The organism is Pedobacter sp. (genome assembly GCF_035317785.1).
Taxonomy (GTDB): domain Bacteria; phylum Bacteroidota; class Bacteroidia; order Sphingobacteriales; family Sphingobacteriaceae; genus Pedobacter.
Genome location: NZ_DATHGC010000134.1, coordinates 13,561 through 30,460, shown reverse-complemented (window position 1 = coordinate 30,460; position 16,900 = coordinate 13,561). Strand labels below are relative to the sequence as shown.

General features: G+C 43.2%; 18 protein-coding genes and 1 tRNA gene. 8 read left to right on the top strand and 11 right to left on the bottom strand.

From position 1 onward, the window contains the following. The coding region (locus VK541_RS08225; protein ID WP_324368775.1) for a beta-L-arabinofuranosidase domain-containing protein at positions 1-1,066 on the bottom strand (1,066 nt) is incomplete at its 3' end. Between the two features lie 123 nt (positions 1,067-1,189). Between VK541_RS08225 and VK541_RS08220 the strand changes: the two genes are divergently transcribed. Then, positions 1,190-2,167: a GntR family transcriptional regulator gene (locus tag VK541_RS08220; protein WP_324368773.1), complete on the top strand. Its 978-nt coding sequence runs from the start codon at positions 1,190-1,192 to the stop codon at positions 2,165-2,167. 17 nt (positions 2,168-2,184) lie between these two features. On the opposite strand, the gene VK541_RS08215 is transcribed toward VK541_RS08220, so the two are convergent. Together VK541_RS08215 and VK541_RS08210 are read right to left on the bottom strand one after the other, a co-directional pair. Next, entirely contained in the window at positions 2,185-2,439 is a 255-nt protein-coding gene (locus VK541_RS08215) for an ArsR/SmtB family transcription factor (protein WP_324368771.1), read from the bottom strand. After that, a complete protein-coding gene (locus tag VK541_RS08210) occupies positions 2,439-2,897 on the bottom strand; it encodes a hypothetical protein (protein WP_324368769.1) in 459 nt (152 codons plus the stop codon). The genes VK541_RS08215 and VK541_RS08210 overlap by 1 nt, the downstream gene beginning before the upstream one ends. A gap of 446 nt (positions 2,898-3,343) precedes the next feature. Here VK541_RS08210 and VK541_RS08205 point away from each other — a divergent pair, with 446 nt between their 5' ends. Beyond that, the gene (locus tag VK541_RS08205) at positions 3,344-4,303 is read left to right on the top strand and encodes an aldehyde reductase (protein ID WP_324368767.1); all 960 of its coding nucleotides are present in this window, start codon (positions 3,344-3,346) and stop codon (positions 4,301-4,303) included. A 33-nt stretch (positions 4,304-4,336) separates the two neighbouring features. After that, entirely contained in the window at positions 4,337-5,131 is a 795-nt protein-coding gene (locus VK541_RS08200) for an AraC family transcriptional regulator (protein WP_324368765.1), read from the top strand. A 329-nt stretch (positions 5,132-5,460) separates the two neighbouring features. Here the strand turns inward: VK541_RS08200 and VK541_RS08195 are convergent, their stop codons facing one another. The 6 genes from VK541_RS08195 to VK541_RS08170 form a co-directional block, all read right to left on the bottom strand. Continuing rightward, a complete protein-coding gene (locus VK541_RS08195; RefSeq protein ID WP_324368763.1) occupies positions 5,461-5,814 on the bottom strand; it encodes a hypothetical protein in 354 nt (117 codons plus the stop codon). 153 nt (positions 5,815-5,967) lie between these two features. Continuing rightward, positions 5,968-6,057, bottom strand: a tRNA-Ser gene (locus tag VK541_RS08190). A 94-nt stretch (positions 6,058-6,151) separates the two neighbouring features. Continuing rightward, positions 6,152-7,144 carry a YihY/virulence factor BrkB family protein gene (locus tag VK541_RS08185; RefSeq protein ID WP_324368761.1) on the bottom strand — a complete coding sequence of 331 codons (993 nt, stop codon included), beginning with the start codon at positions 7,142-7,144 and terminating at the stop codon, positions 6,152-6,154. A 7-nt stretch (positions 7,145-7,151) separates the two neighbouring features. Next, entirely contained in the window at positions 7,152-7,559 is a 408-nt protein-coding gene (locus tag VK541_RS08180) for a thioesterase family protein (protein ID WP_324368759.1), read from the bottom strand. Between the two features lie 2 nt (positions 7,560-7,561). Continuing rightward, positions 7,562-8,620, bottom strand: coding sequence for an endolytic transglycosylase MltG (mltG, locus tag VK541_RS08175; protein ID WP_324368757.1), 1,059 nt, complete (start codon positions 8,618-8,620; stop codon positions 7,562-7,564). 18 nt (positions 8,621-8,638) lie between these two features. Then, positions 8,639-9,409: a PASTA domain-containing protein gene (locus tag VK541_RS08170; protein ID WP_324368755.1), complete on the bottom strand. Its 771-nt coding sequence runs from the start codon at positions 9,407-9,409 to the stop codon at positions 8,639-8,641. A gap of 285 nt (positions 9,410-9,694) precedes the next feature. On the opposite strand from VK541_RS08170, the gene VK541_RS08165 reads away from it, so the two are divergent. The 3 genes from VK541_RS08165 to VK541_RS08155 all read left to right on the top strand — a co-directional run bounded on the left by VK541_RS08165 (position 9,695) and on the right by VK541_RS08155 (position 11,797). Next, the gene (locus VK541_RS08165) at positions 9,695-10,681 is read left to right on the top strand and encodes a D-alanine--D-alanine ligase (RefSeq protein WP_324368753.1); all 987 of its coding nucleotides are present in this window, start codon (positions 9,695-9,697) and stop codon (positions 10,679-10,681) included. 22 nt (positions 10,682-10,703) lie between these two features. Beyond that, a complete protein-coding gene (locus VK541_RS08160) occupies positions 10,704-11,282 on the top strand; it encodes a Crp/Fnr family transcriptional regulator (protein ID WP_324368751.1) in 579 nt (192 codons plus the stop codon). A gap of 119 nt (positions 11,283-11,401) precedes the next feature. Next, a complete protein-coding gene (locus VK541_RS08155) occupies positions 11,402-11,797 on the top strand; it encodes a DUF983 domain-containing protein (RefSeq protein ID WP_324368749.1) in 396 nt (131 codons plus the stop codon). Here VK541_RS08155 and VK541_RS08150 read toward each other — a convergent pair. Both VK541_RS08150 and VK541_RS08145 read right to left on the bottom strand, forming a co-directional pair. Beyond that, positions 11,787-13,214: an MATE family efflux transporter gene (locus tag VK541_RS08150; RefSeq protein ID WP_324368747.1), complete on the bottom strand. Its 1,428-nt coding sequence runs from the start codon at positions 13,212-13,214 to the stop codon at positions 11,787-11,789. The genes VK541_RS08155 and VK541_RS08150 overlap by 11 nt on opposite strands. A gap of 460 nt (positions 13,215-13,674) precedes the next feature. Further along, positions 13,675-14,094, bottom strand: a complete 420-nt coding sequence (locus VK541_RS08145; RefSeq protein ID WP_324368745.1) for an acyl-CoA thioesterase — start codon at positions 14,092-14,094, stop codon at positions 13,675-13,677. A 124-nt stretch (positions 14,095-14,218) separates the two neighbouring features. On the opposite strand from VK541_RS08145, the gene rpsO reads away from it, so the two are divergent. Both rpsO and pnp read left to right on the top strand, forming a co-directional pair. Then, the gene (gene rpsO, locus VK541_RS08140) at positions 14,219-14,521 is read left to right on the top strand and encodes a 30S ribosomal protein S15 (RefSeq protein WP_324368743.1); all 303 of its coding nucleotides are present in this window, start codon (positions 14,219-14,221) and stop codon (positions 14,519-14,521) included. A gap of 115 nt (positions 14,522-14,636) precedes the next feature. Beyond that, positions 14,637-16,784, top strand: a complete 2,148-nt coding sequence (pnp, locus tag VK541_RS08135; protein ID WP_324368742.1) for a polyribonucleotide nucleotidyltransferase — start codon at positions 14,637-14,639, stop codon at positions 16,782-16,784. Positions 16,785-16,900 lie beyond the last annotated feature (116 nt).

Sequence of the window (16,900 nt, the reverse complement as noted above, 5' to 3'; positions counted from 1 at the left end):
GCTGATCTGCTGTTTGTATGTACTGCGGATCATGACTTTCCAATGCTATGGCTGTGATACCTGTTGCCAAAAGTGTGGCGCGCACTGCATGGCCTTCAATCGTCTTTTGTTTAAAGACCGGTATAGAATCCTGTGCGTAATCGCCCCAGGATGGTCTGGTGGCACTGGTTACCGTTCCCTCTTTATATTTTTGATCTTTGACCCATTTTTCTGACTTGTCATTGCCCCAGGTTTGCCAAAGCGGGAAATTGATGTTGTTACCGCGGTTTTCGATCCAGAACCTGGCGAGCTGATAGTAGGCTTCTTCATTTACCGGAACAGTCATTTTCTTTTTAAGCTCAGGGTTATCTTTGTACAACCAGTACAATTTCATAACCGCTTCCTCAGGACCGGAATGGGCAGGTACAATGTTCCTTTTAGGAACAGGGCCCATCAGGCTGCTCATGTAATTTGCGAACCGGGTGGCTACCTCCAGCAGTTTTGTCTTGCCAGTAGCTTTATAATAGTGGACACCTGCCTCTACCAGCATACCGGCATTGTAGACATCATGCTGATACCGCAAAAGGCCACCGTTGTCTCCCCAGTGATGGGCGGGTTCCATGAGGTCGGTATAGGTATTGATATATCCCTCAGGATCCGCCTGCTGTGCAGCATAAATACGGTCTATATAGCCATCCAGACGTGCTTGTAATACCGGATCAGGATGCTGGCTGACCAGGTCACCTATGCCGCGGATGCTTTCATAGATCAGACCATCAAACCAGGGCAGACCGGCATGACCGCCAGTTCCTTTCTTTCCCCGGGCAATCTTGTCAAAATTCTCAAACACATTGTTGTTTTCCTGTTCTTTTGCAGGCAGGTGCTGTCCTTCAAATTTATTGAGCACATCGTTGGCGGTTGTAGTGCTCCAGAGCTCAAATCTTGGACCCCAGAAAGCATCATGTATACGCGCTTTAAGGCTTTGGGTAAGCTGAACTCCGGGGCTGCCTCCGGCGGTTTGTGCCATGCAGTTAGTGAACACTGCTGTTGTAATGCCAATAGATATCAGGAAATGGTACTTCTTCATTGTGTGTGATTTGGTGCTCAAATATATAAATATTTCTAACTGGTACGAACTGGTATGGTTTTTTTATTTTTTCTTGTTATGTTTGACTGCTGAGTAAGTATATTTGCCCGCAATACATCAAGCGTGAAAGAAAATAAATCAAAATATAAACTTGTGGTGAGTCATGTCATTGACAGAATAAGCACAGAAGAATACAAGAACGGTGACAGGATACCTTCCATCAATGATTTCAGAACGGAGTACGGCCTGTCACGCGATACCGTATTTGCAGGCTTGCGTGAACTGATGTCCAGGGGTATTATTGCGTCAAATCATGGGGTTGGCTATTTTGTGAAGAGTACCAAAGTACAAACCGGACATCACATATTCCTGCTTTTTAATGAATTCAACGAATTTAAGGAAGACCTTTTTAACTCTTTTATGGAGTCGGCCGGGAGCGGTGTAACAGTTGACCTATATTTTCATAACTACAACAGAAAGGTTTTTGAAACGCTGATCAATGATGCCAATAACAAGTATACGGATTACATCATTATGTCGGGAAAGTTTCAGGGGATTGAGCCGCTGCTGAAAACTTTGTCCGGCAGGGTATTTTTACTCGACCATTTTCATACCGAACTGAAGGGGAAATATTCATCGGTGGCTCAGAATTTTGAGACCGACACTTATGAAGCTCTAGAGTCTGTTAGCGAACTGATCCGCAAATATAAGCGCATTTACATGGTGCAAAAGGAAGAAAAAGAGCCTTTGGAGCGGTATGACGGGCTTAAAACTTTTTGCAGCCAGTATGGGCTTGATCATGACTATCTCTCAGAAACGGGAAAAAGGAAAATAGAAAAAGGCGATTTATTTATAGTTGTTAAAGACCGGGACCTCGTGGACCTGCTGAAACAGGCATCCATTCAGCAGCTGACTGCAGGTACTGATTTTGGGATCATATCTTACAACGATACGCCACTTAAGGAGCTCCTCGCGGGTGGGATCACCACACTTTCCACTGACTTTAAGCTGATGGGAAAAACAATGTCCGACCTCATCAGGACAAAATCGATTTCTATAGTAGAGAATCCCTGGACACTAAATATCAGGAGGTCATTGTGAAATTGTTCTGTTTCACCTTAATTATGTAGTTTGTTATTTAATAAGATTTCTAATTTTTTCAGCTTTGAGATCCAGAATTCGTCGAAGTAAGAGATCCATGCCTGCAGTTCTTCAAACCCGTCCTTCTTTAGTGTGCGGTATCGTTCCCGCCCGATGTCCTGAATGGAAATGAAGCCCGCTGTTTCCAGTATTTTGATATGTTTGGAGACGGCCGGGCGGCTCATCTCGAAATTGTCTGCCAGGCTGTTGATCAATAGTCTGTGTGTATCCATTATTGCCTTTCCATCTCTATCATCATATAAAATTTATGGCCTAAAGCATTTTGGTTTCCGTTCTTATAGGTGATGTCATCAGTGTCAGTTGATTCTGCTACCAGTTTCATTTTTTTGGCTTTTACATAGAATACTTGCATTTTCGGCCTTGTAAATGGTATCCAGTTCTCCAGGTTAAGCGTTTTGACAAGCCCTTTCTCTATTACCTGAAGTTTTGTCGTATCAGTGTTTTGTGGACCGTTGGTGACTAAACGTGTCGCTGTGATTACAAATTCTATCGGGAATGTCAGACTAACGGAGTCAAGTACTTTACCACTGGCATCATGTATCTCACTGGCGTGCTTAGTTACCTTCCAGGTTCCTTTGATGTCGTACATCCGCGGATCGGGCGGGATCTCATTCTTTACGCACCCTGATAAACAGACTAGAACGGCAATGAAGCAAATTATATTTTTCATGAGAGGTTATTTAAACTCTTTGTTACGCAGCTGGATTATTCTTCAGGCGTCATTGTGCTAAATTAGGCAAACGATTATGTGAAAGCATGTGTTTTGAGATGATGAAGCAGATGATCATAGACCCTGCGCAAATTATCTTTAACAAAAAGGCCGCTTCAGGGGCCTTTTTGTATTGGCGGGGAATCTGATCACCCACCGCAACATCTGCAGGAACTTTTTAGAATAATCAGGGAGATTTATAAGAATAAGAAGAGAATGGAGGATAATTTTCTTGCATTCCTGAATAGGAAAGCTGTAAGTGATGTTGTTTCTGTAAATCCAGAACCACAACAGAATTTTGTGCCGAATAAATTGAACCTCACAACAAAACAAAATTGACCTCCACAGCAAAGCCACATCCCAAACTTATACCGACCTTTGCAACAGAAATCATAAAGAATGAAATAATGAGCAATCAAACAGTATTAGTAACCGGAGGAACCGGATTTGTTGGTGTCCACACAATTTTACAATTGTTGCAACAAGGATACACAGTTAAAACCACGCTTCGTTCCTTATCCCAAAAGAACAGTATCGTTAATGCGCTAAAAGATGGCGGTTTAACAGATTTACAAAACCTCTCTTTCTTTGAAGCTGATTTAACAGCAGACGCAGGCTGGAACGAAGCCGTAAAAGGTTGCGATTATGTACTGCATATAGCTTCACCCTTTCCTTTAGTAGAGCCTGAAGACGAGAACGAACTCATTATACCCGCCCGTGACGGTTCCCTGAGAGTTTTAAAGGCCGCCCAAAAGGCAGGGGTAAAACGTGTAGTACTAACGTCTTCGTTTGCAGCAATTGGCTACAGCGCCAAGCCCAAAGACCATATTTTCACAGAAGAGGACTGGACAGATGAGAGCGGCCCTCTTCAGCCATATATCAAATCCAAAACCGTTGCAGAGAAAGCGGCCTGGGATTTCTTGAAAAATGATGGTGGCGATTTGGAATTGACTGTTGTTAACCCTGTGGGAATTTTTGGTCCGATTATAGGAGATATTGTCCCAGCCTCATTTGATGGTGTAATAAAGGCACTCATCGAAGGCACTGTTACTGAAAGCCCTGCATTCACCTTTGGTGTGGTAGATGTACGTGACGTGGCGGACATCCATATCAAGGCAATGTTGCATCCCGGAGCTAATGGTCAACGCTTTTTAGCAACGTCGGAAGGCACGGTGAGCTTTTATGATATTGCCCAACTCATTAAAAAAGAACGCCCTGAAAAAGCTGCTAAGATTGCCGGATTGAAGCCTACTGCAAAGGTGTTTTACATTGAAATGTCCAACAAGAAAGCAAGAGAAATTTTAGGCTGGCATCCGAAAAGCAAGGAAGAAGCGGTATTGGCAAGCATTGACAGTCGGGTAAAATGAATAAATTTGTAAGATAATTTTAACATCCGAAAATTGAAAGTCAGCAGTATACATACCTGTCATTTAGGCCCGGAGATTTCTCCCGAGCAGTTCGTGCCGGAACATTTCTTTATGTTCCTGCTGAAGGGAGGTATGAAGGCTTATGACGGAAACAAGCGCTATTCCATGCAATCGGGTGATTACTTTATCGCCCGGAAAAACCATCTAATTCGTTATACGAAGTTCAAGGAAAATGAGCAGTTTGAAAAGGTCATCATCACACTGGATGAACCATTTTTAAAACAGTTTTTGGAACGTCATCCCTGCGATGTAAAAGCATCGGATTACGGCGATTCATTTCTGTTTGTGAAAGAAAACAAATTGTTTAAAAGCTATATCCGATCGCTGGAACCTTATTATACAGGTGATTTGGAGTTGGACGAAACCTTTGCAGATATCAAACGGGAAGAGCTCTTGCTGATTTTATTAAAATCGGAGCCGAATTTTGCCAACATCTTTTTCAATTTTGGCATTCCCGATAAAATCGATTTGGAGGAATATATGAACCGGAATTTCCGGTTCAATATCAGCCTGGAACGGTTTGCCTTTCTTACCGGAAGAAGCCTGTCGTCCTTCAAACGTGATTTTCAAAAGGCCTTTAGAACAACACCCGGGAACTGGCTCAAAAAGAAACGGCTTGACGAAGCTTATTTTCAAATCAGCAAGCAAAATCAAAAGCCGAGCGATATATATCTGGAATTAGGCTTTGAAAATCTATCGCATTTTTCCTTTGCATTCAAAAAAGAGTTTGGGAAAACGCCCTCAGAAGTAACGACAGTAGCAATATAAAACGGAAACATATTGCACATTTCAGGGAATGTGGTTCTACCCCAATTTTGGTGGTAGAGCAAAACCTCATCTTGCATCGAGCTCTAAAACATACTTTTCGGTCGTACGAAGAATATTTCTCGGTGGAAGGAAAAACCAGGGAACTCGACGTGACCACCAAAATTGGGGGAAGAACCCGAAAATGGCCACCGGTTCCGCATTTAAACTGAAAGTAGAAGACCTAAATGGGAATGTGATCATAAGCGAACCTATTTATATCATCGATTTAATGGGTAGATAGAGTTGTTTTTGCTATTATATCTCGTAGGCTTCCTTTGTTTTGTCCTTGGTTACTGGGCCAACTTGAGCTTCTCGCCGTCTTCAGCCTGTAATTCCTGATCGGAGATAATAGTGAATCTGTATTTCATGTCGAGGTCCGGAATTTTGACCGTAATCTTTTTCCCGCTGATGTCATAAGTGCCTCTATATACGATGTCTCCCCCTGGATTGAGATCGGCTACTCCACCAGGTTTCAGTACGAGGTTCATCGCTCCACCTGCAAGATCTGTAGGCGGTGCACTTGTTTTCTCTACATATCGTTTTTCGGTATCTACTTTTAGTGCGTCTTTTTTGCACGCAGAGAGGCTGATGAGCATGATCAGCATCAATAACACATTTTTGATCTGGGGTAACTGTCTTGTCATAAAATTTTATAAATAGTTATATGACATAGAACGCATTTCGGAGGGATAACTCTACATTAATGGTGGGTTTTCCTAAAGTAAAATTACACACTTATAAAAAAAAGCCCCTAGATGTTACTCTAAGGGCGATTATTTCGTTTGTTAGATGCAAACTGGCGGAGAGTGGGGGATTCGAACCCGCGGATGCTGTTACACATCAACAGTTTTCAAGACTGCCGCAATCGACCACTCTGCCAACTCTCCGGCGCAAAAGTACAAATACGACTTGAATCTGCAAACAATGCGGTAGATTTTTTAATGAAAAATTGATAAATGCTTAAAACTGAGTAAGTAAAATTTACTTCCGCTCCAGTTTATCGGCCGCAGGGGCCGATTTTTTGAACAAATTGAAGTTAGGCCTGATGATCTTCACACTGCGTTTGGACAGATCAACACTGGCATTTAACTCAAACCCCACCAGCAATATCAGGGAATTGAGGTATAGCCAGATCATAATCACAATCAGCGTACCTATCGAGCCATACACTTTATTATAGGAACTGAAATTATTGATGTAAAAGGAGAAACCCCAAATGGTCAGGAAGGCAAGAATAGTGGCCAGCCAGGAGCCCGCACTAAAGAACTTCCATTTTTTTGCATGTGCGGGGCCGTACCTGTACAAAATAGATATCGTTACGAAATAAAGTATACCCAGTAAGGTCCATCTGGTCAGCTGGATCGCAAAAGTTGTCAGCGCATCTTTGATGTTCAGTTCGGTATCAATGTAATTTAATGCGATTTCACCGACGGTCATCGCCACAATGCAAACGATCACAGAAAAAGCAATGATCAATGTGAGCGCGACCGCCATGAGACGCTGTTTAAGCCAGCTGCGGGTCTCTATGATCAGAGACGACTTGTTAAAAGCCATCATGAGGCTGTGTACGCCATTTGTAGCAAAAAACAATGACAATATAAAACCAAAGGACAATAAGCCGCTATTTTGCTTATTGACGATCTCATCCAGTGTAGTACTAAATGCCCCATAAGCATCGGCTGGCAATACCAGGATGATCAGCTTCATGAGCTGTTCCTGGAAACCAATGCTTTTTGGGATAAAGGGAATTAGTGTAAACAGAAAGATAATGGCCGGGAAAATGGCTAGCATAAAATTGTAGGCCAGTGAAGAAGCCTTGTTCACCAAAGAATCTTTGCCAATCTCTTTAAAAAAGAAAGTAGCCACAGTATATAACGGCAGTGGACTAAAGCCCGGCAAAACGCAAACTTTCGTCCAGTCCACAAACAGGGAATAAAGTTTGATCTTCAGCAGCTGATTATGTACCCATTCCATCTAATCTTTAGTTAAAATATTTCCTGAGCTTTTCCATGAATTCTACAGGAGCGGGGCAGGGCTTATTTTTATTCCTATCGATAAATACCAGAGTTGCATTACCCGTATTGACCAAATCACCGGCTTCATTAAAAAGTTCATATTCAAACCTTATCCGCACGCCCGGCAATTCGCTTACAGAGGTCACGATAGTGATCTCCTGATCATACAAGGCCGGCTTTATAAACTTACAGTTTAGCTCCAGCACCGGAAGCATTACCCCATCGCGCTCCATCGTCGCATAGCTCATGCCCAGACTGCGGAGCATTTCAACCCGGCCTACCTCATAATATGTCGCATAATTGCCGTAGTAAACATAGCCCATCTGGTCCGTTTCACTGTATCTTACTCTTATCTTGGTGCTGTGTGTATACATGATTATTTGTAAATGTTGCGTTTATTTAAAGCGTCACGGTATTTTTTGGCATTTCGGTCGTGGTCCTGCACAGTAATTGCGAAATTATGGTAGCCGGAAAAATCCTCCTTAGCACACATATAAATGTAGTCATTGTTATCCCTGTTCAGAACAGCGTTTATCGCATTGATACTGGGCATCATGATGGGCCCCGGAGGTAAGCCCGCATATTTATAAGTATTATACGGTGACTGTACGCTGAGCAGCGCATTGGTCACACGCTTTACCGTAAAATCGTCATTGGCATAAATCACAGTCGGATCAGCCTGGAGCAATATTCCCTTATTTAGACGGTTCAGGTAAAGACCAGCAATAATGGGCATTTCTTTATCATATAATGCCTCTGCATCCACAATAGATGCCAGAACTGAAACCTGTACGGGCGTAAGGTTTAAAGCAGCAGCTTTTTGTTTGCGGTCCTCATTCCAGAACTTGTTATATTCATCGTGCATCCTTTCAAAGAAATCCGGAGCAGAAATATTCCAGTACATTTCATAGGTATTCGGAATGAACATCACATAACTGTTGTCTTTTGTGAAACCATACTTTTCAATTAGTGCGGCTGAATCCAGAAGGTTAATGAAAGTCAAAGAGTCGGGTTCCAGGTTTCCGGACAAAAAAGCTGCAAAGTTTTCTTTCTTACGGATGTTCTGGAATTTCAGCATCACCGGGTCCTGATTTCCTGCCTTCAGCATATTGATGATACTCCTGTTGTTCATGCCCTTCGCCAGTTTATACCTTCCCGGTTTCAATGTCCCCTGAAGCCCCATTTTCTCTGCAGCTGCGGTAAAAGAACTGATATCTGTCAGCATGTCCCTGAGCCTGATTTCCTGATACAAGTCATCAATTTTATAGCCGGTCCTTACATAAAGGTATTTTTCCTTGCCTGTTGTATTGGGTGCAAAATAGGTTTTGTACAATTTAAGTCCGTAGTATCCGCCGACTGCCAAAACTGCCAGTACAAGAGCGATCATTATTTTAGAGCCATTTCCGGAGCTTTTCTTATTTTCTTCGTTTGACATATAGAAGGGTAGTATATATTATTTTTTGTTAGATAATGTAATGTTAACCGGCGTTCCGATCTTTACTTTGGTTGTTGAATCTGTAACTATAGGGTCCTGTTTGATCACAATTGCCGCAGCAGAATCTGTGACGGCGCCCTCGTAAGTAACGGTACCCAAACTCAGCATTGCGCCATTTCTTATGGCAAACAAGGCCTCATCCTTGGTAAGACCCAGCAGGGTAGGGATGTCCACCTCTTCACTGCCTTTGCCGTCACCCAGTAAAAAGTCGATCCTTGATCCCTTAGGGATCGTTTCGCCGGCTTTTATTGGCTGTCCGCTAAAAGAAACCTGCAGTACAACATCTCTGCTTACATCCGGTTTATAAGTGGTATCCCCAAGTTTCAGACCAAAACTTTCAATGATGGCCTGTGCCTGTCTTAAAGATTTGAATTCGACATCAGGAAGTTTGACGTTCGGCGCAGTGTTCATGCTTACTGTCAGGTAAATTGTACGGTTGTCCTTCACAAAGGTCCTCGCGTCAGGATCCTGGTCAATGACAGTTCCCGGCGGGGTGTCCATAATGTAAACCGAATCCACCTCATACCTGAAACCCAGTTCCTCGAGTTTGCTCACCGCCTGGGTAAAAGATAAACCTTTGAGTGCCGGAACGTTCAGCCCCTGTCCATGCTTGGTATAATACCTCAGGCTAAAGAACGCAATGAAAAGCAGTATCGCAACAGTGATTACAGCAGCGATGAAGTTATTTCTAAAAGAGTTTGTTTTAAGATAAGATATGAATTTGCCCATGCGTTTTTTATGCTGAAGGTATGTCGCCCAAATTTAGATTAAAAAAATATTTAATTGGAATTAAAATGACAAAGCACCAAGTAATTTATATTTTTGAGCTTCATGGGTATTGTCATCCTGAATGATTGCTTTAGCTAAAGCGATCGTCATGCTCCCGTATTAGCAGGTTCCCCTTTCTATTCCGGGATACCGGCCTTCGCCGGCATGACGACCGTATGAATATGATGTTTAAGCAGTATATTTTCTGACGATGATTTAAATAACGACCCCCAGACAGATCATAACATGAAGAAAACAATAGCATTACTGACCGGAGGTACTACAGGAGAATGGGTAGTATCCGTTAAAAGTGCAGCCACCATCGCTCAGAACCTGGACACTGACAAGTTTGAAGTTTATAAGATCATGCTGACCCAGCAGGGCTGGTTTTATGAGCCGTCCGATTCCGTAAAAATAGAAATAGACCGCAATGATTTTTCCCTCACCATACAAGGCCGGAAAATTAAATTTGACGGTGTATTTATTGCCATTCACGGTTCACCAGGCGAAGATGGGAAGCTGCAGGGTTATTTTGATATGCTGGGCCTGCCATATACGACCTGCGATGCGCTTACCTCTGCCATAACCATGAATAAAGGTTATACCAAAGCCATAGTCTGTGGCATTGCGCAGCTAAATGTCGCCAAATCTGTACAGATCTTCAAAAATGGCAATTACAGCACCGTTCAAATAAAAAAAGACCTCAAACTGCCTTATTTTGTCAAACCAAACAATGGGGGCAGCAGTATAGGGATGACGAAAGTTAATCTTGCCGATGACCTGGAAGCTGCTGTAGAACGGGCATTTAACGAAGATTCGCAGATCCTGATCGAAGAATTCATATCTGGCAGGGAATTTACTGTTGGCGTAGTGAAGCTGGATGGAAAGATCACCGTGCTCCCGGCTACAGAAGTAGAAACTGCCAAAGAGTTTTTTGATTTTGAAGCGAAATATACACCCGGAGTCGCTACTGAAACCACACCTGCCCCATTAAGGTCAGAGACCGTCGAAAGAGTAGGAGAAATCGCTGCTGCGGTATACACTAAGCTAAACTGCCGGGGAGTGGTCCGTATTGATTTTATCCTGTCAGGAGATGAAGGGGATTTCTATTTTATTGAGATCAACACCATTCCCGGACAAACGGCAACAAGTTTTATTCCTCAGCAGGTCGCAGCGATGGGCATGAAATTGAATGATTTCTATACCAAACTCGTCAGGGAAACCATAGGATAAAGAAAAACCTTCAATTTTTACCATGATCAAATACCTGCTAGACAATCATTATAAAACAACCATGTACAAAAAAGGCGAGGTGATTTACCACGCCCATACAATGCCCCGTTCCGTATATTTCATCAAAAGCGGCAGGGTAAGAATGGTCACTGTAAATGATGAGGGGAAGGAATTTATCCAGGGTTTGTTCAAGACAGGTGAGTATTTTGGTGAGCCCGCCCTGCTGCTCAACAAAAAGTACCTCGCCGATACCATCGCCACACAAGATACCGAGATCATTGCAGTAAACAGAACTCAGTTTCTCCAGCTTCTGGAAGAACATCGTGAATTTAGCATGGACCTGATCCGGACCATGAGCAGCCGGCTCTTTTACAAATCGATGATGCTCGAAGAACTGGCCAATGAACAGGCAGATCACCGGATCAGTACCCTGCTCAATTACCTGCTGGGAGACCTGCAGCCCGGCGAAGAACTCAAACTGACACGTCAGCAGCTGGCCGACATGAGCGGGCTCAGGGTGGAAACAGTGATCAGAGCTATAAAGAAACTTTCTGATCAGCAGCAATTTAAACTCATAAAGGGCAAGCTTTTTAAAAAATGATATGACCTGCACATGACCCGGAAAAAACGTGTTATGATCTGGATCATAAAGTTTGATCATATACCTCCTTATCTTTGCTGTATCCGATCCATTGAGGGCGGATGTTTATTTTGAGGATCATGAAACCCATTTCTAAATTAGAAGCAGTTGTGTCCTGTAAATGCCCGAGGTGCAGAGAGGGAGCTATTTTTTCTGGTAGTATGCTGTCGCTTAAAGGACAGGTCACTAACGAATACTGTCCGCATTGCCAGCTCCGCTTTGAGAGAGAACCGGGTTTTTTTTATGTGGCCATGTTCATCAGCTACGCCATGAACGTAGCAGAGATGATCGCATTAGCTGCCGGAGCTTATTTTTTTGGACTCGAGCTTACCTATGAGAATCTATGGGCATATGTAGCGATAACTATCGGAGGTGTATTGTTGTTTGCCCCCTTTAATTACCGCTACTCCCGTGTGATGCTATTGCACTGGCTTACGCCCGGATTAAAATATATGCCCGAAACGGCTAAACCTTAATGGTTTTCCATCTTCCTTTTTTAAACAGGATATAACCCGCTAAGGCAATGCCCGTTTCAGCGACCGGTATGGCTATAAAAACTCCTGTCGGTCCAAGTTCAAAATATTTTGCCAGCAGAAAAGCGAGCGGGATCTGGAATAACCAAAATCCGAATACATTTACCCAGGTTGGTGTCCAGGTGTCGCCCGCACCATTAAAAGTACTGATCAGTACCATACCCATACCGTAAAAAATATACCCGATGCTCATGATGTGCAAGGCATGCTGAGCAACTTCCTGGATCTGGACATCGTTGCTGAAAAAAGAAATGAAGTACCGGCCTACAGCAAAAGTGATGAACATGACAGAAGCCATATAGATCGCGACATACTTTGCAGTTTTAAACACAGACTGTTCGGCCCTGTCCAGTCGTTTTGCCCCCAGATTTTGTCCTACGAGTGTCGCCGCGGCATTACTCATTCCCCATGCCGGAAGCATAAAGAACATCATGAGTCTTAGTGCGGTCTGGTAACCTGCCGAACCGTGGTCACCGCCGGTCTCTGCCACCAGCCTCGCCAAAAATATCCAGCTGCAGGAAGCAATGACGAACTGAAAGATACCCGGAGTCGCGATCTTTAACAAAGCCTTGATCTGTTCCCACTGCGGTTTGAAATAGGACAAATGGATCTTCAGCTGATTTTTGCCGTTGGCCAGGTGATAGACCTGGTAGCAGACACCAATGCCCCTGCCCATACTGGTAGCCATAGCGGCGCCGGTAAGTCCAAATGCAGGAACGGGTCCGAAGCCATTGATGAAGACAGGGCATAGTATAATGTTGGCGATATTGGCGATCCATAAACTTTTCATAGCTATAGCTGCATTACCTGCTCCTCTGAAGATACCATTGATCAGGAACAGCAATACAATAATGATACTGCCGCCCATCATGATCTTTATAAAAGGAGTTCCCTGTGCTGCGGTTTCTGCAGAGGCACCCATTAACAACAGGATATCTGTTGCATAAATGAAACCGGCGACACTGATGACCAGATTGATGCCGAAAGCAATAATTACTGCCTGTATGCCTGCCCTGGCTGCCGCCTCGGGATTTTTTTCGCCGATACGTCTGGCCACTACAGCGGTAGCCGCCATGCTCATGCCAATGGCGAGCGAATAGATCACCGTAAGTACGGATTCCGTTAGCCCTACGGTTTGAATGGCGTGACTGCTGTTGTGCAGATGGCCCACAAAGTAAAGGTCTACCAATGCAAAGACAGATTCCATGGCCATTTCCAGCATCATAGGTATGGCCAGCAGTACCACTGCTTTACGGATACTTCCCTGAGTAAAGTCGAGTTCCTCGCCTTTGATGGCCTGTTTGATAAGATTAAAAATTTGAGATAGCTTGCCCAGTGAAGCTGTATTCTGTTCTGACATAAAATAGGAAATAAAAAAGAAATAAATTAAACCGTCATCAGCCCCGAATTGCTGAATCTGTGATGCTGCGAGAAGGTGGAGCCCTTGGTTCTTAGAACCTCAAACGGACTGCAAAGATTTTCATCGTTCTGCGGTTTTTGTTTGTAAGGTGGCAAATATAGAATTGTTTTTTTTAATTACAACAACATTTTATTATTTTTATGAAATATTTGTTTAATGTTTAAACAGCTAATTCAGCGCTCTCCATTTCATTTTCTATTTCGTCCGATAGTATATGGTTTCTTTCTGAGCTTTGTTTCCGTTCTTACTGAGTGCAGGGTGAGTGCACCCTGAGTCCACGGTGAGTGCACCTTTTTTCCGAAAAAAGGTGCACTCACCCCGTATCTATTGTTTAGACATTGCTTACTCAGTAGGAAGGCATGTAAACCCGATAAACCGGGCAGGGTTATGGGAAAATAAATCAGATGCTGTAGGCTTTGATCATGTCTTCATTGACCTTGCAGCCTTTGCCAGTGTTGGTATCGATCATGACATAATCGAACCAGCCATCAGCGGCAATCTTGCGGGTACGCTTGTTTTCAATTTCAAACTGTACACGGCATCCTTTTTCATTGATGGTCAGGATACCCGTACGTACAGCAATGACATCGCCGAGCAGGAGCGGACGTTTAAAATCAACAAGGGCAGTACGCACCACCCAGCCATAGCCGCTTTCCAAAAAGGACTCCATGGGCATTTTGTAAAATTCCGCCATCTGATCATACCTGGCCGCCAGCACATAATCAAAGTATTTGCTGTTGTGGACGTGGTTGAACATGTCGATGTCATCAGGACGGACTTTCAATTCACTTTCAAATATGCTGTACCGGGTTGTTTCCATGATCAGGCGATTGGGTTTACAAACTTAATATAAATTGAATTACATGGAGATGTTGTTAATCTTTAAAACTTAAAGTATCTTTGCAGCAATTAATTAATTTTATACACTTTAGTACCATTCAAGAATGTATTTAAGTAAAGAAAAGAAGTCCGAAATCTTTAAACAGCACGGAGAAGTAGAAACCAACACAGGTTCAGCAGAAGGTCAGGTAGCGTTATTTACATATCGTATTGCGCACTTAACAGAACACTTAAAGAAAAATCGTAAAGATTTTTCTACCCAGTTGTCACTACAAAAATTGGTAGGTAAACGCCGCGGTATCCTGGCTTACCTGTTCAAAAAAGATATTGAGCGTTACCGTGCTATCATTAAGTCATTAGGACTTAGGGATATCATTAAACCTTTGGGGTCGAAAGACAGCAAATAAGCGTAATTATATCAGGAAAAGCCATTCTTCTGGAATGGCTTTTTACTTTAAAAGTAAAAAACACATATATAAATCCGGTGTGTAAAAGAGGAAAACACACCACAACTAATTTTAAATGAATGTAATAAAAAAATCGTTCGATCTGGGCGATGGAAGAACAATCGAGATTGAAACCGGAAAGTTAGCTAAACAGGCAGATGGTTCAGTAGTAGTTAAAATGGGTGATACCATGCTTTTGGCAACTGTAGTTTCTACAGTAGGTGCAAAGGCTGGTGTCGATTTTTTACCTTTATCTGTAGATTATCAGGAGAAATATGCCGCCGCAGGCCGTATTCCTGGTGGTTTCTTGCGCCGTGAGGCAAGGCTGTCTGACTATGAGGTTTTGATCTCCCGTTTGGTAGACCGTGCTTTACGTCCGATGTTCCCTGAAGATTATCACTCTGATACGCAGGTGATGATCTCTTTGATCTCTTCTGACAAAAATATAATGCCTGACTGTTTAGCCGGTCTGGCAGCTTCTGCCGCGATCGCGGTTTCAGATATTCCTTTTAACGGACCGATCTCTGAAGTACGCGTAGCAAGGATTGACGGCAAATTTGTGGTCAACCCTTATGTAAGCGATTTAGAGCGCGCTGATATGGAATTCCTTGTTGCCGGTACTGAAAATGATATTGTGATGGTGGAAGGTGAGTGTGATGAGATCTCTGAGGCTGAAATGGTTGAGGCGATCGAGTTTGCACACAAGGCTATCGTGATACAGGTTCAGGCCCAAAAAGAACTGGCCGAGCTTGTAGGTAAGACGGTAAAGCGTACTTATTCTCATGAAGACAGTAATCCTGAATTGAGAGCGCAGGTTTTTGCTTATGCTTATGATAAAGTATATGCAATTGCGAAAAGCAATACGAGCAAAGGTGAGCGCGGCGACGCGTTTGGTGCAGTGTTAATGGACTTCATTGCTACTTTGGGCGAAGACATTGATGATGTAACCGGCTTCCTTTCTAAAAAATATTTCCACGATGTACAGTATGATGCCATTCGTAACCTGGTTTTAGACGAAGGAATTCGTTTGGACGGCCGCGATGCGCGCACAGTACGCCCGATCTGGTCTGAAGTAGGCTATTTGCCTGCAGCACATGGTTCAGCGGTGTTTACCCGTGGTGAAACTCAATCATTGACCACTGTTACTTTAGGTTCTAAAGATGATGAGCAGATGATCGATGGTGCTTTCATCAATGGATACAATAAATTCTTACTGCACTATAACTTCCCCGGTTTCTCAACCGGTGAGGTTCGTCCTAACAGGGGTGCAGGCCGTCGTGAGATCGGTCACGGTAACTTAGCGATGCGTTCTTTGAAGAAAGTATTGCCAGGGCTGGAAGAAAATCCATATACGATCCGTATTGTTTCGGATATCCTGGAATCTAATGGCTCTTCATCAATGGCTACTGTTTGTGCAGGTACACTTGCGCTGATGGATGCCGGTATCAAAATCAAAGCACCGGTTTCGGGTATTGCCATGGGATTGATCACTGATGAGAAAACAGGTAAATACGCAATCCTTTCAGATATTTTAGGTGATGAAGATCATTTGGGTGATATGGACTTTAAAGTAACCGGTACTGAAAAAGGTATCGTAGCCTGTCAGATGGACTTGAAGATCAATGGTTTGAAATGGGAAGTATTAACCAACGCTTTGAACCAGGCTAAAGAAGCCCGTCTGCATATCCTGAACGAGATGAAGAAAACAATTTCTGCGCCTCGTGAGGATTACAAAGACCACGCTCCACGTATCGTTTCTCTGAGCATTGATAAAGAATTTATTGGTGCGGTAATCGGGCCAGGCGGTAAAATTATCCAGGAAATGCAACGCGAAACCGGCGCTTCTATCTCTATCGAAGAGGTTGGCAACAAGGGTATCGTTGAGATCTTTGCGGATAACAAGGCTGCTATTGATGCTGCGGTAAGCCGTATCAATGCCATCGCTGCTAAACCGGAAATAGGTGCTACTTATCAGGGTAAAGTGAAGTCGATCATGCCATTTGGTGCTTTCGTTGAGATCATGCCAGGTAAAGACGGATTACTGCACATTTCTGAAATAGACTGGACCCGTTTGGAAACAATGGACGGTGTGTTTAAAGAAGGTGATAAGATTGAAGTGAAACTTTTGGATGTAGATAAACAAGGTAAAATGAAGCTTTCCAGAAAAGCATTATTGCCTCGTCCTGCAAGGGCAGAAGGATCAGCGGAAAATAAACCAGCGTAAGAACAGCTGCTGAATAATTTATTCAGAATAGTAATACTACTATTTAAAAGCCTCCCGATAAATCGGGAGGCTTTTTATTTACATGGGTTATTTATTTATCTTTACCTCATAAATAG